Source organism: Dickeya sp. CFBP 2040 (genome assembly GCF_012273755.1).
Taxonomy (GTDB): domain Bacteria; phylum Pseudomonadota; class Gammaproteobacteria; order Enterobacterales; family Enterobacteriaceae; genus Dickeya; species Dickeya poaceiphila.
This window is the reverse complement of the sequence record NZ_JAAVXH010000006.1, coordinates 122,689-145,229: the sequence shown is the minus strand read 5'-3', so window position 1 is coordinate 145,229 and position 22,541 is coordinate 122,689. Positions and strand designations below refer to the sequence as shown.

The following is a 22,541-nucleotide window of genomic DNA, read 5'->3' as shown; positions in this document are numbered from 1 at the left end:
ATTTTTATAGTTGTTAACTGTATGATTAATGCCTTTTATTTGTTTTTTGTTTTAATGTTTGATTTTTTTGTGGTTGTATTGGCAGTTATTTGCATTTGGGTTTATATTTGAATTTAATTAATTTAGATGACTTTGTTATCGTGTTTTTTGAAAAAATGATGTTGGAAGCTATTATGGTTTTTATTCCTTCTTTTTGATTCTTTATTTGCCAGGAATATAACTTTTTTATCGGAAATAAAGCTCTTTCTTTGAGGGTTATTTCTCAATGACTGTTATATCTTGGTGGATAGAATGAATATTGCTATTGTTGCAATGCAAGGGGTTTTTCCCGATGCAGAAGATGTAGATGCTTTATGGCAGAATATCCGTAGCGGAAAAGTCTCCATACCTGAATTTCCTCCGACTATTCAGGAAAGACCTGGGCAGAACTGGATACATCGCCGACCACTATTAACCCATCCGGAATGGTTCGACGCTGCCTTTTTTGATTATACCCCGATCGAAGCTGAAGCGCTGGATCCTCAGCTTCGCTTGCTGATGGAGCAAGCCTGGCTGACGCTGGAGCAGGCGAACGCCTGTCAGGAACACCAGCGTTTACGCACCGGTATCTTCGCTGGCGTGCGCCACTCCCGTTATTTTGAAGAACATTTGCAGTACAACCCCCGCTATTTAGCCGCGCTGGGGGCTGATTACTTGCAAATGATGAACCGCAAAGACAGTGCAGCAACGCTGATTGCTTACCGTTTAGGACTGGGTGGGCCAGCCATTAGTGTCAATACCGCCTGTTCAACTTCGCTGCTTGCCGTTCATTTAGCCTGTAACAGCCTGCTCACCTGGGAGTGCGATGTCGCGCTTGCCGGAGGGGCGGCGATCCCGGCGTTTCAACCCGAATCCCAGTTAGCGATCCCCGGCGGTTTTTTATCACCGGATGGCCTGTGCCGCCCCTTCTCAATGGATGCTAATGGCACGATTGATGGTGCTGGCGTTGCACTGGTGGCGCTGAAACGGCTGGATGATGCATTACGTGATGGTAATGCTATCCATGGCGTGATCCTCGGCAGTGCGGTCAACAGCGATGGCAATGACAAAGTGGGATACTCTGCCCCCAGCGTCAGCGGACAGGCGCGTGTGATTACGGAAGCGCTGGCGGTGGCAGAAGCGGATGTGGAAGATATCGGCTATGTGGAAACTCATGGCACTGGTACGCAACTGGGCGACTCCATTGAGATTTCCGCCCTTACGCAGGCGTGGAATCCCTACACTGACCGCAGCGGTTTTTGCGCATTGGGTTCCATCAAGGCAAATATCGGCCATCTGGGGGCGGCAGCTGGCGTGACAGGGTTGATTAAGGCGTGTTGCGCAGTGCGGGAGGGGGTGATTCCACCACTGGCGCATTGCGAAACGCCTCACCCCGCGCTGAAATTAACCCAGTCGCCGTTCCGTATCCCACAGCAGGCGGAACCCTGGCAACCCGGCAAAAAACCACGGCAAGCCGCAGTCAGTAGTTTCGGTATCGGTGGCACAAATGTACATCTGATCCTGCAACAACCCCCTGAGGTCACTGCATCGCCATTACCGGCGAGCCACGCATCACTGCTGGTGCTGTCGGCGAAAAGTCCCGCCGCGCTGGAGAACCAGTGCCACCAGCTTGCTGCGGCGCTGGCATCGCGCAGCGATGCGGAGTTGCCCGGTTTCGCCACCACGCTGGCATCGACCCGTAGTCATTTTGCCTGTCGTGCTGCGATTGTCGCTGAAAATATCGCGCAGGCGGTGAAATCGTTGCAGACGGTGCGGCCGGTAACCGCAGCGGTCGCTGGCGCTGGTGATGTGGCATTTTTGTTCCCTGGGCAGGGTTCGCAACATACGCAAATGACGCTGCCGCTGTACCGGCAATGCGCCGACTTCCGCAACTGGCTTGATGAGGCGGGGCAGAGTATGCGCCGCCACGGCGGCGGCGAACTGCTGCCACTGCTGATGTCAGAAAGCGAAACGTTGATGTTGACGGAATATGCCCAGCCGACGCTGTTCGCTACCAGCTGGGCGCTGGCGCAGTGGTGGCGTCAGCAGGGGATTGAGCCAACGGTGTTATTGGGCCACAGCATTGGCGAATGGGTGGCCGCCTGTCTGGCGGGAATATTTTCACTGGATGACGCCATGCGCCTGGTTTGTCTGCGTGGCCGTTTGATGCAGGCGGCAAGGCCCGGACGCATGTTGTCCGTGGCATTAGACGCGCCAGCGTTGCAAAAGCAACTGCCGCCGGAGCTGGAGATTGCCGTTATCAACCAGCATAACGCCTGTGTGGTGGGCGGCGATGCGGTGCTGCTTGAACAGCTTAGCCGGCAACTGGAAACACAGGGCATCGCCTGCCGCCTCCTGCATACCTCCCACGCCTTTCATACTGCGGCAATGCTACCGGCAGCGACCGAGTTAGCCCAGGCAGTGGCTGCCACGCCACGTCATTTCCCTTCAATCCCGATTGTGTCCAATGTGACCGGCCAGTTGCTGAGCGAAGAGCAGGCGCTTTCAGCACAATATTGGGCGGAACATCTTCGTCGTCCAGTGCAATTCGCTGCCGGGTTGGAATGTGCCGCCGCTCAGGGTGTGGATATTTTTCTGGAGTGTGGCCCCGGTACGGTATTGGCATCGCTGGCGCGCGGCGTTTTACCTGCTGCGACGGTTATCAGCAGCCAGCCTCATGCCTCGCGGGCAGAGCAGTCAGTCTCCGCGCTGTTGCAGGCCGCTGGCGAGTTGTGGGCGCATGGCCAGGCTATCGATCTGAGCGTATTGATGACTGCGCCGTTAGATCTGCAACGTTTTCGTCTGCCAGGCTACGCCTTTGAGCGCAGCTATCACTGGGCAGAACCTCATCCTGTGGCTGACACCGCGCATCTGAGCCAGCTTCTGGCGACCGGCGGCGTCACTCTGAGCCTCGACGGCAAAGAGTATTGCAGTCAGCAAGAGATCCAATCCCTTTTCAGCCAGCTGATTGCCCCGCAGGTTGAATCCCGTAAATTTTCCTCAGCGGAGAACCTCACGATGAAACAATCTGATGCAAGCAGTACGGAACCACAGAATGACGTTCAGCAACAGATCACCGCTATCTGGCAGGACGTGCTGGCTTTACCGGCTATCAGCCCGGATGAAAACTTTTTTGACCTGGGAGGTCACTCACTCTGGGCTTTGCAGATTGTCAGCAAAGTTAACGCTCACTTTGGCTGTGAAATTCATCTGTCTGAGTTACTTCACGCCGCCACCGTCAGCGATCTCACGGCTCTGGTCGAGCAGCGTCTGCTGAATAGCGTAGATAGCGCAGAGCTGAGTGCGTTGCTGGAAGAGTTGGGTGAGTTCTCCGAAGAGGAGCTGTACGCGCTGTTGCAGGAAGAGCCGGGACAGGCGTCATGAATGACTTTCTCAAAGAAAAACTGGCGGGATTAACCCCGCAACAGCGAGAGCAACTGCGCCAGCGCAGTGCTAAACGGACGCAGCAGCCGCTGCCAGAGGCAACAGGCGAGCTCGATTTTAGCCTGTTTTTTTTCTCGGCTAACGATGAAGAGGGGGCTGTTAATAAATACGACATGCTGTTTCGCTGTGCTGAATTTGGCGATAAGCACGGTATCAACGCTATCTGGTTGCCTGAACGCCATTTCACCCCTTTTGGCGGCTTGTACCCGAATCCTTCGGTTCTGGCCGCAGCGCTGGCGGTACGCACTGAAAACCTGGAACTCCGCGCCGGCAGCGTCGTGGTGCCGCTGCATAATCCGGTGCGGATCGTCGAGGAGTGGTCGGTAGTCGATAACCTCTCCGGCGGTCGCGTGGCGCTGGCGCTGGCCAGCGGATGGCATAAAGGGGACTTTGCTTTACTGCCCGAAGCCTGGCATGACCGGCGTGAACGTGTCGCCAGCGGTATGCAACAGATGCAACGCCTGTGGCGCGGCGAGGCGGTCGCCATTCCGGGCGTGGATGGGGAGAGCGTCGAGGTGCGCACATGGCCGCGACCGATTCAGCCAACGCTGCGCTACTGGCTGACCTGTAGTTCACCTGAAGGGTGGCGCCGTGCCGGAGAGCAAGGGTGCAATGTGCTGTGCATGTTGGGAAATTCTCTCAGTCTGCTGGAAGAGAATATTCATAACTATCGTCAGACGCGTGAGCGGGCGGGATTCGATCCGCAGAGCGGGGTGATCAGCATCATGCTGCATACCTATCTGGATAATGATATTCAGCGGGCAAAGGAGCTGGTTCGCGCACCCATGCTGCGCTATCTCGAAGGCTATATCCGGCAATACGACAACCTGGTGGAGGCGGATATTCGCCAGAATGTGAATGCCAACAAAGCGCAGTTTCTCGACTTTGCTTTCGAACGCTATTTTGAACAGGCCGCGTTGTTTGGCCCGGTCGAAAAATGCCGCCGTTTGACCCATACCCTGAGCGCCATGGGGGTGAATGAAATCGCCTGTCTGATTGATTTTGGTATCCCCCTCGACGCCACGTTGACCAGTCTGGCGCTGTTGCGCGAATTAGCGCCCACCCACTTTCGTGAGCAAAAGGTAAACTGATATGTCCAGTGTCTCTTCGTCCCTGCCGACCCTGACTCCTGAGTTAAAAAATAAACTGCTGGCCCAGTTGTCACAGCGCGCCAAAACCAGCAATGACGCGCAAGAGGCACTGGAAACGCGGCTTGCGCCATGGCTGATTCTTGATCAGCGGCCATTGCTGACGCTTTTTGCCGCAGGTGAAGAGGCGCCGGTGGATGCGGTGTCCATTACCTGCCTGAATGATCGTGTGGTAGGGAAAGGTTTCAATTTGCGCGATATCACCCACGGTATTTGTGGCGACTTGCCGTTGCTCAGCAATATTCGCCAGTTGCCTGAAGGGCGTATTGCCACGCTGACGCTGCCGCGTACTTACGGGCAAATCTATTCGCAAAGCGGCGATATCGTCCGGCTGGTTGAACAGAGTCTTCATATTGCGCATTCACTAGGCGCCCGTGCTGTTTCACTGACCGGGCTGATTCCATCGGCGACGCGCTATGGTCAGGCAATTTGCCATCAGGCGAACCAGCCGTTGATTACCACCGGACATGCCACCACCACCTCGGCGGTGGTGCTGTCTTTGCAGAAACTGTTACAGGCGGCAGGGCGTGATTTGGCTGATGAAGATCTGAGCTTTATTGGCCTGGGATCGGTGGGTACCGCTGCGTTGTCTCTGATGTTGACGGTTCTGCCGCATCCTCGCAGCCTGACATTGTGCGATCTCTACACGCGGCGTGATGCGCTGGAAACATTAATGCGTTATTTGCGCGAAGAGCTGCATTATCAGGGCGAACTGTGCTTTGCACCTTCGCAGCGCACTTGTCCGGAAGAGATCTATCAGGCGACGACATTAGTTGGTGCGACGAATGTGCCGAACGTGGTGGATGTCGCACGCCTGCGTCCTGGCTCGCTGATTGTCGATGACTCGGACCCTCACTGCTTTGATGTCGCACAGGCGATTGAGCGCCTTGAAACTCAGGGCGATATCCTGTTTACCGAAGGTGGCGCATTGCGCGCGCCTGGTGAGATTCAACATCGTATCTACGTGCCAAAAGCGCTGGAATGGGCACTGCAATACCCGGCGGATGACGATAACGCGCATCATATTACCGGTTGTATTCTCTCCAGCCTGTTTTCCGGCAAATTTGATTATCCCGCGACGCTGGGCATGGTGGAGCCGCAGCACGCGGTCACGCACTACCAGGCATTGGTCGAACGTGGCTACCAGGCGGCCAATTTGCATTGTGGTTCCTGGCGTGTTCCTGCATCCGCTATCGCTGCATTCCGTCGTCATTTTGGTGCAGAGGAGGCATGAGTATGTCGTCCCCGGTCGAAAATTTCCCCTGCTTTCATCATGTTATTCAGTATTGGGCGCAGAAGCGCCCGGACACTGTCGCTTTTCACTATTTGCCTGATGGTGAAAAGGTCGCCACGTCACTCAGTTATGCTGAACTGGACAGACAGGCGCGCCTGACCGCACTGATGCTGCAGCAACAGGGCCTGAGTAAGCAGCCGGTACTGCTGCAATTTCGCCCCGGAATCGATTTTATCGTGGCGTTTTTCGGCTGTTTATATGCCGGTGTGATAGCGGTTTCCGCCTATCCACCGGGCAACAATCGCTCGAAGAGTGATCGCCTGCAAAAACTTATCGCCAGTAGCCAGGCGACCACCATCCTCACCAACCATGAAACGCTGGATGATGTGCGGCGTGAGAGTGAAGCTGACGCGTTTGCACTACGCTGTATCGAAGACGCGCAGCGTGGCGATGTTGACGCATGGTGGGCGCCAGCGTTGACCGGAGAAGACATTGCTTTCTTACAATACTCTTCCGGCTCTACCGGTGACCCAAAAGGTGTGATTGTCACCCATGCCAATCTGATGAGTAATCAGTGTGCTATCCGACAGGGGATGGGCAATGGCGACCATACGGTATTCGCCAGCTGGTTACCGTTGTTTCATGATATGGGACTCATCGGCAACGTGATGCAGCCGCTCTATCTGGGCGTCAGCTGTTGGCTGATGCCGCCGATGGCGTTTTTGCAAAAGCCTGTCCGCTGGTTGCGCCTGATTTCTGACGCGGGAGTGACCTGTAGCGGCGGACCCGATTTTGCCTACGCCCTTTGTGTCAATAACATCAGCGAGGAGGAGCGCGCAGGCCTCGATCTTTCCCGCTGGGACGTTGCCTATAATGGCGCGGAGCCGATTCGCAGTGAAACCGTGGCGCGCTTTCAGGCTGCCTATGCGCACTACGGCTTGCGACACGGCGCGCTGTATCCCTGCTATGGGCTGGCGGAAGCGACGCTGTTTGTATCGGGCAATGTAGCGGGGCAACCGGCGACGACCCTGCATGTTGACAGCGAACGGCTCAGCGCCGGGGTAGCGCAACTGACGACAACCACTGATGGCACCACGCTGGTAAGCAGCGGCCAGCTGTGGGGCGGAACTCAGCTGATTATCGCCGATCCGGAACGGCGGACGCGTTGTGCCGATGGCAAGGTGGGGGAGATTTGGCTGCGCGGTGACAGCATCAGCCGCGGATACTGGAATGCGTCAGAGGCGAATGCCACCTTGCTGGCCGCACTGGCAGATGATGCTGAGACGAGCTATCTGCGTACTGGCGATCTGGGCTTTTTGCGTGATGGTCAGCTGTATGTCACCGGGCGTCTGAAAGACGTGTTGATTGTTCGTGGCCGTAACCACTATCCGCAGGATATTGAATACACCGTGCAGAGCAGTGACAGCCAGTTTGTCACGGGGGGCGGCGTGGCGTTTATGAGTGGTGACGAACTGGTCGTGGTACAGGAAGTGCGACGCAGCGCGGTGCGCCGGTTTGATGCCGTACAAGCGCTGGAGCAGGCGCGTAGCGCCGTTGCCGGACGCCATGGTTTGACGCTGGCGCATCTGGTGGCGGTGAAACCGGGAAGCGTGGCCAAAACCTCCAGCGGCAAACTGCGTCGTCGCTATATGTGCAGCCAGTGGCAGGCGGGAAATCTTGCTCCGCTTGGCTTGCCACGCCGTAGTGAAGCCTCTGACGCCAGATCTTCTTCTGCGCTTTTCACTCTGCTTGCGGCTAAAGGGTTAAGCCCTCAGCCCCGGCATACCTTAAGTATGCTGGGTGTTGATTCACTGCTCCGGCTTGAATTGCACACCTTGTTGCAGCAGCGGTTAGCCCGCACTATTCCGCTCGACTGGTTGCTGGCCGATTTGACGCTGGAAAAACTGGAGCAGCAGCTTGCGGCCTTACCTGCGATGGAGACTGTGCCGGAGGAGGAACCTCCAGTGGAAAATGCAGCGGTGACGCCCTGGCAACAAGCGATCTGGCTACATCAACAGACGCAGCCCGACGCGTCATGCTACAACCTGGCGACCTTCCTGACGCTGTCACCGCACCACTCGCCAGAGCAGGTGCAGCAGACGTTAGATCTGCTCAGCGCGGCGCACCCGCAACTGGCGGCGACGCTGACGGATTCCGGCTGGCTTAGCGGGGCGGGAGTGAAGCTGGAATGCGTGGACGTTAGCGACTGGACGTCCGCACAGCGGTCAGCATGGTTGCTGGATTTCCGTGCGCGTCCCTTTGATTTGACTGTCAGCCCAGCGTGGCGTTGCGCCCTGCTAACCGGGCAGGGGCAAGGCGTGCAACTGGCATTAGCGGTTCACCATATGATTATTGATCATATGGCCGCGCAGACATTGTTGCACGATTTGCGCCAACTGCTCGCTGGGGAACAGTGTTTACCGGCAGCCAGCCGTTTGCCGTTGATGCTCGGAAGCCTGCACAGCAGCGCTCGTCCCGATCTGCAGGCCGATGCTGGCTGGCTGGATGCGCTGTGCGCCATGCCGGAACGACCAGATTTTAATCTGGCGAAACCGGTACAACCGGCGGCGCTGGCCAGTGTGCGCCACACGCTGGCCGCCGCTGAAACGCAGGCATTAAAGCAATATGCACAGCAGGCCGGGACTACGCTGCATGTGCTGTTAGCCGCCGCCTTTGCCGCTCTGCTGGCGCGATATAGCGGTGAAACGCGACTGGCGCTTGGCATACCGGTTTCCGTGCGCGCGCCTCAGCAAGCCCGCTGGCTGGGTAATGCAGTTAATATTTTGCCACTGGCGTTGCACGTTGATGATGACACCACGCTGAAAACGCTGCTTGAGCAAGTCAGCTCGCACACTCATCTGCTGCTTCGTCATCGCTTTCTGCCCTATATTTCGTTGCTGGAACAGGTGCGGCGGCGGCAGCCTCAGCGCGATAATCTCTACCATGCCGTGTTCGCCTGTCAGAGTGAACAGCCTGATTGTCCGCCGTTTATTCCCGCAGCGGCGGCGCAAAGCCAGTTTTCACTGCTGGCATTCCCGTCGCCACAACAGATAGTGCTGGAGCTGGAGTTTGATCCGCTGCAGTGCGACAGCCACAGCGCGCAACGCTTACTGGCACATTTACAGCAATGGCTGCATGAAGCGCTGCTGCGGCCAGATATCGCCATCGGCCAGATTTGTTACCTGTCATTGGCTGAACAGGCTGAAATGGGCCTGTTGACCCGCCCGGTCACACCCCAACTGAGCCACCAGGATGTGATTAGCCGTTTCCGTCGCCAGGCGGCGTTATCCCCTGACGCTACCGCAGTCGAGGACGCCAGTGGAGCCTGCAGCTACGCTCAATTGCTGGCGCTGGCGCAAGGTTATACCGCGTTGTTGCAGCATCAGCATGTCAGGCCGGGGGAACGCATTGGCCTGGCGATGACGCGCGACCGTCATCTGCCAGCAGCGATGCTGGCGATTCATGCTGCTGGTGCCTGTTACGTGCCGATGGATCTCAGCTATCCGGCAGACAGGCTGGCCATGATGATGGAGGACAGCCAGTGCCGGATTGTTATGGCGCGCGATCCGGCGTTATTCCCCGAACATCATGTTATTACGCCAGTCGATCTGCGGCCGGAGGTTTCGCGTCCGCTGGTGGCGGCCAGTCTTGATGCTATCGCCTACGTGCTTTACACCTCTGGCTCCACCGGCAGACCGAAAGGCGTGCAGGTGACGCAGGGCAATATTTCGGCGTTGCTGGACTGGGCGCAGACCTGTCTGAGCGACAGGGAACGTGCGCGGATTCTGGCATCGACATCCATCTGCTTCGATTTGTCCGTGTTTGAATGCTTTGTTCCGCTGTGTCTCGGAACGTGCTGCGTGATCGTCGAACGTATTCTCGATTTGGCGGAGCGTTCGCTTGATGTTTCTCTGGTCAATACCGTGCCCTCCGCCGTGGAGGCGCTGTTGCAGGCCGGAGCCTTCCCGTTGCAGGCTCAGGTGGCGCTGGTGGCTGGCGAGCCTTTCCGCCAGACGCTGGTTGACCGGCTGCTGAGTCAGGCACCACTGCTGCGATTACTGGATCTGTATGGTCCGACCGAAGATACCGTCTATTCCACCTGCGCTCGCCGCTATGCCGGTGGTGATGAAACCATTGGCACGCCATTGCCTGGCACCAGGGCATACGTGCTGGATAGCGTCCAGCAGCCAGTGGCGCAAAACATGCCGGGAGAGTTGTGGCTGGCCGGGGAGAAATTGTCGCAAGGCTATTTGCAACGCCCCGAACTTAACGCGGCGGCCTTTACCGTACCTGCCGCGCTCCGTCATCTGGAAACCCGCGCCTATCGCACAGGGGATCGGGTGCGTCGTCTGGCGGATGGGCGATTAGTCTACCTGGGCCGTCTGGATCACCAGATAAAACTGAACGGTTATCGCATTGAAACCGGTGAGGTTGAGCGTTGCCTGTTGCGCGCGCCGGGTATCCAGCAGGCTGTGGTTAGTGTGGTGGAGAACGCCACCGGGCAGAAACAGCTTGCCGCCTGGTATGTTCCGGCGGGAGAGGAGCCCGGTTCCGGCGAGCTACGCCGCCAACTGGCGAAAACACTGCCTGAGTGGATGCTGCCCAGCGCCTGGTTGGCATTGCCGACATTGCCGCAAACCCCAAATGGAAAAATTGATCGCCGCGCGTTGCCGTTGCCTGCCTTCGGCGAGAAACAGTCGCAACCTCTGCAACGTGAGGACGAACAGCAACTGGCGGATATATGGCAGCAGGTTTTGGGGCAGCGTCCACAGAATCGGGAGGCGCACTTTATCAGCCTGGGCGGAAATTCCCTGCTCGTAGTGCAGTTGCGTCAACAACTCAGCCGCTATCTGAATGTCGAGGTTCCGATTGCCTTGTTGCTTAATCATCGGGCTTTCGGCGAACAGGCTGATGCGCTGGCTGGCTGGTTGCAACAAGCTCAATCCTGCGACGACATTGAGGAAATTTCGTTATGAGTCAGACAGTAAATCTCTATGAGCGGTTAACGGCGCTGGGGATAACCCTGCGGCATGATAATGGACAACTGCGTGTTCGGGCAGCGAAAGGGGCGCTGGATGAAGCATTGAAAGCGCAATTGCAGTTGCACAAGTCCGGATTGCTGCAACTACTGACCGGGGAAGGAGAAAACATACCGGCCAGCGAAGGCCAGACCAGACTCTGGCTGTGGCAGCAGCAACATGGCGGTGATGCTTATCATCTGGCGCTGGGACTACAGCTTGAGGGGGGGCTGGATGCTTCGTTGTTTTGCCAGGCACTGAATGACGAAATCGCTCAGCATCCGGCCTTACGTATGCGGCTGGTGGAAACAGATCAAGGGTTGTGCCAGCGCTGCGGTAACGGACTACCGGCGATCGTTGCGCAACAGGCTCCGTCCGGCACACCGCAACAGTGGCTGCAACAACTGGCCGCCCCCGCGTTTGATCTGGCTAACGACGTGCTGCTGCGTGCGCAATTGCTGCGTGAGGCAGAGGATCGCCATGTGTTACTGCTGGTTTTCCATCACAGTGTAATTGATGGCTGGAGTCTGGGGATGTTGCTGAATAACGTCGCCCAGCGTTATCAGGGCCAATTGCCTCCAGCGGAAAATCTGCCGGTTTATAGCCCGGCGACGGATACCCGACAAGCGGATGACTGGTGGGAAGCGCTGTTGCAGGATGCTGAGGAACCGATCTCGTTTCCTCCGGCGGTCGGCCAGCCACAGGCCGGTCATTCCGTCTTGCCGGTTGACGGTAAGCTGTGGTCCCGCCTGACGGCATTGGCAGAACGCAGTGGCGTCAGTCTGCACCACTGGATGAATGCCGCATTCCAACTGCTGTTGGCCAGGTATTACGGAAAAAACGATACCGTGGTGCTGACCCCCTATGCCAACCGTAATGCCATTGCGGACGCCCGACGTGTCGGCTTTCTGGTGAACACCTTGTATAGCAGAGCGAACATGCAGCCGACGCAAACACTGCGTGAACTGGTGCTGACATTGGCCCGGCAGACGCAGGAAAGTCTTCCCCACAGCCATGCTTCTTATCACCATCTGCGTACACGCCATCCACAGGCCGCCAGCAATATTATGTTTAGCCTGGAAAGCGATGCGGCGGATCAACTGGCGCTGTCCGGCATTCATGTCAGCCTGGTGCGATATTTTCCCCAACAGGCCAAATTTGATCTGATGCTGACCGTCGTGCCTGGCGCACAGCCGCAGTGTTTGTTTGAGTTTCGCCATGGCGCGCTGACGGCGCAGGATGTCGCAATAATGGCTGAGGCCTATCTCTGCCTGCTGCAGCAAATCGCCGACGATCCCGATGCGGCGTTGCAGACGTTCCGCCTGCAGGCCACTGCGGCAGTCGCGCAGATACCTGCATCCCCCGCAGGGCCGCTGGAGCAGATTGCGCGTCAGGTAAGGCAAACGCCGCAGGCTACTGCTGTCGCTCAGGGGCGTGAGTCATGGTCTTATGCGCAACTATGGGCAAAGGTTGGTCGGGTCGCACAATGGCTGCATCAGCAGGGGGTGCAACCGGGATCGTCGGTGGGGATTGGTTTACCCGCTGGTCCCGCCGCATTGGCGGCGACGCTGGGCGTTTTCGCCGCCGGAAGTGCTTATGTGCCGCTGGACAGACGGCAACCCGTGGCGCGTTTACAGGCAATGATTGCTGATGCGGGTCTGGCGTTGGTGATTGATGAAGAGACATTACCGGAGGGCGAAATCAGTGGCGAATGGTCCCCCTGGGTAACTCAACCGACAGATCGCGCCTGGCTGATATTTACTTCCGGCTCCACCGGGACGCCCAAAGCGGCGATTGTGCATCATGCCGGTGTTGCACGCCTGCTGGCATGGTACCAGCAGGCCGTTGGCAACGAAGAAATGCGTGCGTTGGTGATCAGTAACACCGCATTTGATTTAACCCAGAAAAACCTCTTTGCGCCGTTAATGTGTGGCGGGCAGGTGCTGTTTCCCTGCATGGAGCAGTTTGATCCAAAGGCGGTGCTGGCGGCGATCATTCAGCATCAGGTCACGGTGATTAACTGTACGCCAACCGCATTTATCTCCCTGTTGCAGGAGGCCAAAGAGCAGGGATATGTTGCACTGGACAGCTTGCGTTATGTCGTGCTGGGTGGTGAACCTATTCTGCTGGCACCGCTGCGGCAGTGGCAGCAGCAAAGGCCGACGCCATGTCGTTTTATCAACAGCTATGGTCCGACAGAGTGCGCCGATGTTGTCGCCTGGTATCTGCTGGCGAGTCCTGTTGCGCAGCAACATGAACCGGTACCGTTGGGGCAGGCTATTCCGGGGGCGCTGCTTTCGGTGGTGGATCATCATGGCCAGCCGTTACCCGCCGGGGTCAGCGGTGAACTGATGATTGATGGTGACAGTGTTGGACTGGGATATCACCAGCGTCCCGATATGACCGCACGCCAGTTTTTGTCCGGCGGGGCAGGTATCAACCAGCGGCGTTATTTAACCGGTGATCGCGCTGTGTTGCGGGAAGATGGCAATCTTTACTACCTGGGGCGCAGTGACCGGCAAATTAAGCTCAATGGCTATCGCATTGAAATTGAAGAAATTGAAGCGGCATTGCTGGCCACGGGACTGGTGGATGAAACCGCCGTCGCGCTACGAGAAGACGCGCGGGGACACGCGCTGCTGGCGGCATTTTACTGCAGCGCCGAGGTCGGGCTGACCGAGAGCCAACTGCATGACGCACTGGCGCAGCGACTGCCGCATTATCAGGTGCCTGCACGCTATGTGCCGCTCGCCGCTATGCCGCTGACCCGCAGCGGCAAAATTGATCGTAACGCGTTGCCGCAGACCTTGCCGTCCCCCGCGTCTGCCACGCAGACTGGCATATTGAATGCTGGTCTGGAGCAGGATATCGCGGAAATTTGGCAGACCCTGCTGGATTGCCCGGTCAATGATCGTGATGCTGATTTTTTCGCGCTAGGGGGGCACTCATTGCTGGCGATGGAAGTGGTGCGCCAGATTCGCCGCCAGTTGGGTATCGCGGCATCCACCGGCTTAATGATGCAACACCCGCGTCTGGCGGATTTTGCCGCCGCGCTGGCGCAGTTGCCGACCGGGCACGCGCGTACCGACCACATCGACAACCACGACCCTCATGCCGCGCACCCGCTGAGCGCGATGCAACAACGGCTATGGTTTTTGTGGCGTCTTCATGGCGCAAGCAGTGAATATTCGATGTCTGCGGCATGGCGTCTCGACGGCGCACTGGATACGCTGCGGCTGCAACAGGCGCTGGTGGCGCTGGTGGCGCGACACCCTATTCTCGGCAGTCGTTTGATTGAAAATCCACAAGGTCCCCATTATCACCTTGATCCCCAGGATGGCCCGATAGCGCTGGAAGAGTATCAGGTCAGTGAAGCGGAGTTTCCCGTTTTCCGTCATGGCTTCCATACTCAGCCACTTGATTTGGCGCGCGACCGCTTTATCCGTTTTGCCCTGGTACATACGGAGCCAGCACGCCACTACCTTTTGGTTAACCTGCATCATATCGCCGCCGATGGTTTGTCATTGCCGATATTACTACAGGATCTACAGCGTGCCTGGCTTGGCTCGCTTCCTGCGGAACCTGCCCCGCAGTTCGCCTGGCTGGAGCAACAGCGCAAGGCCGCCTATCCCTTGCTGCGTGAACGCTGGCGAAGCTGGCTGGCGGATGCGCCGCAAACGTCGCGTTTTCCCACCGACTCCCAGCCTGATAGTGCTGATGAGCAGGATGCCGGCATCCAGGCGCTGTCATTAGCGCCAGAACAGTGGCGTCAACTGAAACAGCAAGCGCGGCAGTGGAGCATTACCCCTTTTGTCGTGCTGTTGAGCAGTTGGTTTATCCTGTTGCAACGCTACAGCCGCCAGCAGGATCTGGTCTTCGGCATCCCGGTAGCGTTGCGCGATGATCCTGACAGTGCCGCAGTGATCGGGCCGTTGCTTAATAACATTCCGCTGCGTGTGCAGTGTGATGGCTCATTGCCGCTGGAAACGATGGTGAGGCGTGTCGCTACGGCATTTGATCAGGCGATCTCCGGTTCGGCGCTGCCATTCGAAGAGATTGTTGACGCGGTGAATCCGCTGCGTGATGCGAAACAGTCGCCGCTCTTTCAGATTCAGATCGTGGAAGATCCTGTCAGCCTCGATGAACTCAGCTTGCCGGGGTTGGCGGTGACCACCTGCCCGACATTGTCGCAGCAGGCAAAGTATGATCTTAACGTGCATTTCCAGTCTCAGGGCGCGGCGTTTGGCGGTTATATCGCTTATCGCCAGTCACTGTATGGTGAGAACACCCTCGTGCGACTGGCGCAGGCGTGGCAACAGCTGATTGCCGCGATGCTGACGTCACCGGGGGCGGTGATCGACAGCCTGAGCCTGGTGTCCGCCGCCGAGTTTATCGCACAGCAAAGTGAATTTTCGCACGAGGAACCTTCGCTAACCACGGCGCAGACATTGCACGGCCTGTTTGAAGCCCAGGTGAAGCGTACGCCACAGGCGACGGCGCTGGTGTGGGAAGGCGGTGAGCTGAGCTATGCCCAGCTTGATAGCTGGGCAAACCAACTGGCACATGGTCTGATTGCCTCAGGGCTGGCGTCGGGGGAGTGCGTTTCCGTCTGCCTGCCGCGCAGCGCCGCGCGTATCGCCGTGCTTTACGGCGTGCTGAAAGCGGGGGGAATGTATTTACCCATCGATCCACACTGGCCTGTCGAGCGGCAATCTCTGGTGCGCCAGCAGGCGCAGCCTGCTCAGCATATTGATGAGCAGCGCTTACTGACGCTGGCGGAAGGTCAGCCGGTGGTTGCAGTGGCGCGTCATGTTGATGCGCAGCAGTGCTGTTATCTGATGTATACCTCAGGTTCTACTGGCATACCCAAAGGGGTGCCTATTCGTCATGGTGGTGTGGCACACGATTTGCTTTTTCTTATCCGCCGTCTGGCGTTGGGGGAAGGCGACCGGGTGCTGCAATTGACATCATTCAGCTTCGACCCTGCCGTACGCGATCAGTTCGCCACGCTGGCGAGTGGTGCCGCCGCCATCCTGCCAGATGACGCCACGGCGACTCATCCTGCGCGCATTCTGGCGCTGATGGCTGCACAGCAGGTCAGTCATGTATTGTCGATGGTGCCGACACTGCTGCGTGCCTTGCTGGCGGAGAGCTGCGGTGCCGCTACCCTGCGGGTGCTGATGCTGAACGGTGAGCGTCTGCGTGGCGACGATCTCACTGCGGCATGGCGTGCTTTCGGCAGCAATCTGACCATTATCAATCAGTACGGTCCCACCGAAGCCACGATGACCAGCGCGACTCACGTGGCGACGACGCAAGACGAAAGTGCGCTGACGGTACCGCTCGGCGTCGCCAATCCCAATACCCAGTTGTTGATTATGGATGAAAAGGGCCAGCCGTTACCGCAGGGAGCGGTGGGCGAAATCTGTATTGCCGGACCGGGGCTTTCGCAGGGGTATCTGGGGCAGCGTTCACCGGAAGCCTTTGTCTGGCGCACCCTGCCTGATGGAACCCGGCAGCGTTTTTACCGCAGCGGTGATCTCGGTCGCTGGCGAAATGATGGCGTGCTGACGTTTCTCGGACGGATGGATTTCCAGGTCAAACTGCGCGGCAATCGTATTGAGCCAGGAGAAATTGATGCCTGTCTTGGGCAATTGCCTGAGATTCGTCACTGTGCGGTTAATGTGATTGGTGATGAGCGCAATCCGGTTCTGGCGGCCTGGATTGTTGAAAACACGCCGGGAACGGTACAGATCGAGGCAGTAAAACAAGCGCTGATGGCAAAACTACCTGCTTATATGGTGCCTTCCTGCTTCACGCTGTTGTCCGAGTTGCCGCTGACCGCCAGCGGCAAAGTTGACCGTCGCCGTCTGCCGCAGCAGTTGCCGCAACAACCACAGAGAAAGGCGAAAACAGGTAATGCCACCGAACAGGCTATTGCCCGCGTATGGCAGCAACTGCTTGAGCTACCAACACCGCCGGACTGCGAGACCAATTTTTTCGAGATGGGCGCCAACTCGTTGATGATGGTTCAGGCCAGCGAACGTATCGGCAGCGCGCTGGGCGACTCGCTGGCGGTAGTCGATCTTTTTGCCCACCCCACTATTCGGGCACTCAGCCAGTTTGTCATGGCTAAAACGCCGACCGTCGCCCCATCGCCGGAGATTAATGTTAATGCCGCCCGCCGTCGCGCCGCATTTACCCAGGCGCGTGAGCGGCGTGTTCCGGCTCAGACACAAAGGAATCCTTCATGAGTGATGCACAACCTAATCGCTTGTCGCGTGGATTGCAGGCGGTTGAAAAGTTTGAGCTGCCACTGGGCAATCCTCACGGGCTGTTACACGGGATGCGCCTGCAAGCGCCCGCGTTCAAACAACATTTTCTGGAAGATTTTGGCGATTTTTTTCGCGCAGAGCAGGCGATTGATGAGAAAACGCGCACCTTATTGTCTCTGGTGCTGGCCTGCACGGCAGGCACTCCGCCAGCTTTGCTGGAGTTTTGCGCCGGAGCCGCGCTAAAGCAGGGCTGGCAGCGTGAGCAGGTGTTGAACGCGGTGGAACTCACCGCGTTATTTAATGGCTGGCCGGCGGCGATTGCGGCAACGCAAACAGTGATGGCAACGTTCAGCAAACTGGATAACCAGGTTATGGAGGCTGAAAATTATGGCGCACGCTGATATTCCGGGTCGTTTTTTCCCTCTTGATGAACAGGGGTTTATTGTCAATGACACTTCCGCCCGCCATTTTCCCGCAGCGTTTGGTGCCCGGCTGGTCAGCGCGTTTCAGCAATGGTTTCCAAAGACGCTGCGCGCTGTGTACTTGCGCGGTTCTGTCGCCCGCGGCACCCAGGTGCCTTATCTCTCCGATCTTGATGCGTTTGCTGTTGTGGCGGATGGATGCCCGACAACGCCGCTCACGGCGGATGATGCTCTGACGGTGGAATTACATCAGTTATTGCCTGGGCTGACCGAGCTGGAATTCACCACCTGCCAGGAAAAAGATGTCTTGGGCAATTACCTCGGCGTGTGGCCGTTTTTCATCAAAACACAGTCGCTGTTACTTTACGGCCATGATTATGCCCGCCAGCTGGCACCTTACCGGCCAGGGGTAGCCATTATGGGAGAGGCGTTGTGGTTATCGCAGCGGATGGCGGAATACCAAAGGCGCTTGCGCCAGCCAGAATGGCAGGCTAAACCGCGGTTGATGTGTGAGTGGATAATGAAAGCAGTGGTCCGCGCCGCTTTCGAACTGACAATGGAGCAGCAGCGTTGTTATACGCGTGATCTGTCGTTGTGTTGCCAGGTCTTTTGCCGTCAATACCCACAACAGGCCGACCTGTGCCGCCAGGCGGTGGCGTGGGCAATTGAACCGGACGATTGCCTCGCAGAGCAACAACAGTTACTGGCGGCGTTTTGCCCCTGGATAGAGCAGCATTTGCAGGTTTTACTGGCGCAGCATCAGGTCGATCCTGCGGATTACCGACTGGCTCCCACAGTGGAGGAGGGTTGATGGCCAGTTTAAGCGAAACAGTACGTAACAAGAGTCTGCAAACCATCTGGTCAGCAGTATTAATCAGCACGTTGGGGAATTTTTTACTGATGTTATCGCTGTCGGTGTATATCTGGCGCATCACTGGCAGCAATTTTCTCGCATCGGCGGTGTTTGCCGTGCAATGGGGGGCGATCATTTTCTCTGCTCCGCTGGTCAGCCGGTTGTTGCAGCGGATTAGCGCCGCAAAACTGGCCGCGATTAGCGAATGGCTGGGCGGCGGGGTGTCACTGCTGATTGGCCTGAGCTATGAGCATTTGACGCTGGTGTTTGTGCTGCTTGCCTTGCGCGGGCTGGTCGAGAGCCTGAGCAAGGCCGCCAGGGTGGTCGCACTGAAAAATACCGTTCCTGAGCCGCTGTTGGGGCGCGCCGCCTCGCTGTTCGGTACCGGTACCTTTATTGGTATTGCGCTGGGGTCGCTGCTGGGTGCCATTCTGGTAGAAAAGAGTCCGCTGGTCTGGGTGGCGCTGATCGACAGTTTAACCTTCCTGCTCTCCGGCGCGCTCTATTTCCTGCTGTGGCGACGTAACAGAACGCAGGAGAGTTCAGCGCCGGCAGCCAGCGGCAGCGCGCTGCGTCCGGCGTTTGAGGCGCTGCGCGAGCTACCGCAGTTGCGGCGGCAATTTATCTGGGTGATGGTGACAACGGCGTTATTGCAGGGATTTCACAATGTGGCGCGCACCTTATTGCCTGTCAACCTTCTCGGCCTGGGCGAACAGGGGGTTATGTTGCTACAGGCGATTGCCAGCGTCAGTTTCTTTACTGGCTCGCTGGTGGTGGCGTGGTTGATGCAGGATGAAAGTCAAAGCTGGCGCAACCAGCCGTGGTTAATCGCATTGGTCAGCGTGGTATTGATGCAGTTGTCGCTGTTGACCCCGGTAGTCTGGCTGAGCCTGTCCGGCTATGCACTGTATCTGTTTGTCTTCCAGATTGCGTTCACGTTCTGCCAGAAGAACATGATTGTCCAGTGCCCGCCCTCGGCAATGGCTGCGGTATCGTCGAGCGTCTTATCGCTTTCCACCCTCGGCATGGTGCTGGCAATTGTTGCCGGCGGCGCGCTTTCTGATCAGATAGGGCTGGTCGCCACCGGTTGGGCGTTATGCGGCGTGTTTGCTGTCGTATTGCTGTGGGTAGAACTGCCCCACTGGATGGGAAAAACGAAACCCGCCGCGCTGGGGGATGCTGCAAATGATTAACTGGCTGCGCAGTGATCTGAGTGAAAAACTGATATGGTGGATTAAGCCAGGAAAGCACGATACGCCGTTGCCAGACTTGCTGGCTATCCTGCAACGCGGGGCGCTGATCGGCGAACGTCCGCCTTATATTCTCGGTGAGCGCCGCTGCATCGCCTTTAGTGAAATCCCGCTGATTCAGGCCGCCCGGCTCCTGCTGAACGCTGCTAAGGCTGGGGTCAATTTTGCCCCCTATGGGTTGCAGTTTGATCGCAATGCGCTTTTCGCCAAGGGCGCGCGGCAAACCATCCATCAGCCTTTAGCTGAAGCGGACCTCCTTCCCGCAGATCAACGCTTTCGTCATGTCTCGCTGGCACCTGAATGCGGGATTGATTTTACCTGGAAACGTGAGTGGCGACTGCCGGTGGATCAGTTGGCCTTCAATGCTGAACAATGCACGCTGATTTTACCTGATCGTCAGGCGCTGCAATGGCTGCGACAGCATAGTTCCTCCCCAATGACCGAGAATGTTCTTCTTCTGGAGACCCTGTTATGAACCTGGCCTTGGCTACAGGCGCTGAGCCACAACACCGTTTGTGGGCGCTGGATTCGCTGCATGACGTGCTTTCGCTGGCTGCTGAGCAAGCCGAAAATGGTATTGAAACGATTAATGCGGTCGGAGAGCGTACGTTCTGGCGTTACGCCGATTTCTACCCTCAGGCGCTGGCGGTCAGTCATGCTCTGGAGGATGAGGGGATCCAGCCAGGAGATCGGGTGCTACTGCGGTTGGCTGATCCGGCGGACTTTGTGCTCGCCCTGTGGGGATGTCTGTTGCGCGGTGCGGTGGCGGTGCCCGTTGCGGCGGGACAGCCGTGGCCAACGCCAGCGCATACCTTACGGCTGGCGCTGGCTTCACTGGAGCTACTTCGCCCGACAGCGATGATTGGCGCGGGAGAGGATCTGCTTCGTTTTCAACAGATCCAGCATGATAGGCCGCAGGCGCGGATGCTGGTGGTTGACGCAGCGCAATTACGCGCATTGCCTGCCAGCCACGAGGTTCGCTCGGCTGGTGCGCGCGGTGATGATCTGGCGCTTATTTTCCCTACATCGGGATCTACCGGGCAGCCCAAACTGGTGACGCAGAGTGCGCGCGCGTTGATCGCCATGGCCGCCGGTAGCGCGCAGATGAATGATTTTACGGCTCAGGATGTGTTCCTGAACTGGATGCCGATGGAGCATGTTGGCGCGGTGGCCTTTTTGGGTATTTTGCCCACCTGTTGCGGCGCGGCGCAAATCCATCTGGCGACGTCATGGGTAAACGAGGATCTGGGCCGTTTTCCGCGTCTGGTGGCGCAACGTCAGGCGACAGTGGGGTGGGTGCCTAACCATGTGTTCAGCGAGCTGGCGCAACGGGAGGCGGCTTCCGACTGGGATTTCAGCAGCCTGCGTTTTCTGGTGAATGCCGGAGAAAGCATCAGCGATCAGATGAGCTATTGCGCAGAACGTTTTTCTGCACACGGCCTGAATCCTTCGGCATTAAGACCCGCTTTTGGCATGTCGGAGACGTGCTCAGGATTGACCTGGTCGTCGGGCGATGGGCGTCGGGTAAACGGTTATGTGGATTTAGGTCTGCCGATCCCCGGCGCAAGCGTGCGTGTCACCGACAGCAACGGTGCGCTGTTAAAAGAGGGCGAGACAGGTAATTTACAGGTGCGGGGACCGTCCGTTACCCAAGGCTACTTTAACGGCGAAGCAGAAAACTGCTTCCTGCCGGGAGGATGGTTTGATACTGGCGATCGCGCCTTTTTGCATCAGGGGCGGTTATACATTACCGATCGTGAAGGGGATGGCATTGACGGTATTTCCATTCCCGGTTACCAGTTGGAAGCTGAGCTGGAACGCCTGCCTGGTGTACGCGCCGGTTACACCGCTGTTTGTCAGTCTGCGGGATTGATCGGTATTTTCTTCGTCGCTCAGGCGGGATGTGATCGCCAGACGGTGCGCAAGCGGATTGATGCGCGTCTGGCCCAGCTCATTGCGGCTGCGCCATACCAGTTGTTTGATTGCGAAGCTGAGACCATTCCACGCACATCGATTGGTAAAATTCAGCGCAAAGTACTGCGTCGCCGTCTGGCCGCTCTGACACAACAGGAGCAGGTGGAATGAGATGTTATGCATTTGGCTATGCGGGCAGCAGCGATAATGCATTTATCGCGCTTAATGCTGACTGGCCACGGACGTTGCCGCTACAGCAGTATGTCTATCCTGGACGTGGTAGCCGTATGTCCGATGAATTCGCCCCTTCACTGATGATGCTGGCCCGGCAGGCGGCAGAGGATATCGCCGGACCGGAACCGGTGATCTTGCTCGGCTACAGTTTCGGCGCTCTGGTGGCTTATGAAACCGCGCGCTATCTGCGTAGTCAGAACCGGCCCGTAGCGGGGCTGGTGGTGTGCGCGATGAATGCCCCTCATCAGCAACTCCCTTCGCGGCAGGTGCACACTTTTGATCTGCCAACGCTCATTGTTTATCTCACGACGCTGGGAGGGACGCCAGCGGAGCTTCTGGCTTCTACCGAATTGATGCGTTGGTTTGCCCCGGTAATCCAGTGTGATTATCGGCTCCTTGATGCTTATCGCCCTGAATCGGGAGACGCGCTGGATTGCCCGATTGTCGCGCTGTATGGCGAAGGCGATGCACTGACCACGTTGTCAGGCATTGCGGCATGGCGTGATTGCACTACGGTTTCTTTTCATTCCACCGCCATTGCTGGCGGCCATTTTTTCTTGCTGAACCAGCCGCAAAGCACGTTGTCTTCGTTGTTCCGCTTGTTGTCTGCGGCTCTTCTGAAGGAGATAGCCGTATGAATGCCGATCTTCGTTTTGAATTTTGTGTGATGAATAGTTGGGTCGGTGATCTTGCCGGCAACAGCCTGCGTATTCAGCAAGCCTGGCAGCAGG

11 protein-coding genes are annotated in these 22,541 nt (G+C 57.5%); all 11 read left to right on the top strand.

What is annotated here, in order from left to right; translation table 11 throughout:
• Nucleotides 1-291 precede the first annotated feature (291 nt).
• The 11 genes from Dpoa2040_RS00870 to Dpoa2040_RS00820 are packed head-to-tail and all read left to right on the top strand — an operon-like array spanning nucleotide 292 to nucleotide 22,448.
• Complete coding sequence (locus tag Dpoa2040_RS00870) at nucleotides 292-3,402, top strand: beta-ketoacyl synthase N-terminal-like domain-containing protein (RefSeq protein WP_168639966.1); 3,111 nt, start codon at nucleotides 292-294, stop codon at nucleotides 3,400-3,402.
• A complete protein-coding gene (locus tag Dpoa2040_RS00865) occupies nucleotides 3,399-4,553 on the top strand; it encodes a MupA/Atu3671 family FMN-dependent luciferase-like monooxygenase (protein WP_168639965.1) in 1,155 nt (384 codons plus the stop codon). Before Dpoa2040_RS00870 ends, Dpoa2040_RS00865 begins: the two co-directional genes overlap by 4 nt.
• A gap of 1 nt (nucleotide 4,554) precedes the next feature.
• The gene (locus tag Dpoa2040_RS00860; protein WP_168639964.1) at nucleotides 4,555-5,844 is read left to right on the top strand and encodes an amino acid adenylation protein; all 1,290 of its coding nucleotides are present in this window, start codon (nucleotides 4,555-4,557) and stop codon (nucleotides 5,842-5,844) included.
• A 2-nt stretch (nucleotides 5,845-5,846) separates the two neighbouring features.
• Nucleotides 5,847-10,820, top strand: coding sequence for a non-ribosomal peptide synthetase (locus Dpoa2040_RS00855; protein ID WP_168639963.1), 4,974 nt, complete (start codon nucleotides 5,847-5,849; stop codon nucleotides 10,818-10,820).
• Nucleotides 10,817-17,116 (top strand): non-ribosomal peptide synthetase, encoded by a 6,300-nt coding sequence (locus Dpoa2040_RS00850; protein WP_168639962.1) that lies wholly within the window; start codon nucleotides 10,817-10,819, stop codon nucleotides 17,114-17,116. Before Dpoa2040_RS00855 ends, Dpoa2040_RS00850 begins: the two co-directional genes overlap by 4 nt.
• Nucleotides 17,113-17,538: a carboxymuconolactone decarboxylase family protein gene (locus Dpoa2040_RS00845; protein WP_168639961.1), complete on the top strand. Its 426-nt coding sequence runs from the start codon at nucleotides 17,113-17,115 to the stop codon at nucleotides 17,536-17,538. Before Dpoa2040_RS00850 ends, Dpoa2040_RS00845 begins: the two co-directional genes overlap by 4 nt.
• On the top strand, nucleotides 17,525-18,370 hold the full coding sequence (locus Dpoa2040_RS00840) for a nucleotidyltransferase domain-containing protein (RefSeq protein ID WP_168639960.1): 846 nt from the start codon (nucleotides 17,525-17,527) through the stop codon (nucleotides 18,368-18,370). The genes Dpoa2040_RS00845 and Dpoa2040_RS00840 overlap by 14 nt, the downstream gene beginning before the upstream one ends.
• Nucleotides 18,370-19,605: an MFS transporter gene (locus Dpoa2040_RS00835; RefSeq protein WP_168639959.1), complete on the top strand. Its 1,236-nt coding sequence runs from the start codon at nucleotides 18,370-18,372 to the stop codon at nucleotides 19,603-19,605. Before Dpoa2040_RS00840 ends, Dpoa2040_RS00835 begins: the two co-directional genes overlap by 1 nt.
• The gene (locus Dpoa2040_RS00830) at nucleotides 19,598-20,137 is read left to right on the top strand and encodes a hypothetical protein (RefSeq protein WP_168639958.1); all 540 of its coding nucleotides are present in this window, start codon (nucleotides 19,598-19,600) and stop codon (nucleotides 20,135-20,137) included. The genes Dpoa2040_RS00835 and Dpoa2040_RS00830 overlap by 8 nt, the downstream gene beginning before the upstream one ends.
• Entirely contained in the window at nucleotides 20,134-21,747 is a 1,614-nt protein-coding gene (locus tag Dpoa2040_RS00825) for an AMP-binding protein (RefSeq protein ID WP_168639957.1), read from the top strand. The genes Dpoa2040_RS00830 and Dpoa2040_RS00825 overlap by 4 nt, the downstream gene beginning before the upstream one ends.
• Complete coding sequence (locus tag Dpoa2040_RS00820; RefSeq protein ID WP_168639956.1) at nucleotides 21,744-22,448, top strand: thioesterase II family protein; 705 nt, start codon at nucleotides 21,744-21,746, stop codon at nucleotides 22,446-22,448. The genes Dpoa2040_RS00825 and Dpoa2040_RS00820 overlap by 4 nt, the downstream gene beginning before the upstream one ends.
• The last annotated feature ends 93 nt before the right edge of the window (nucleotides 22,449-22,541 follow it).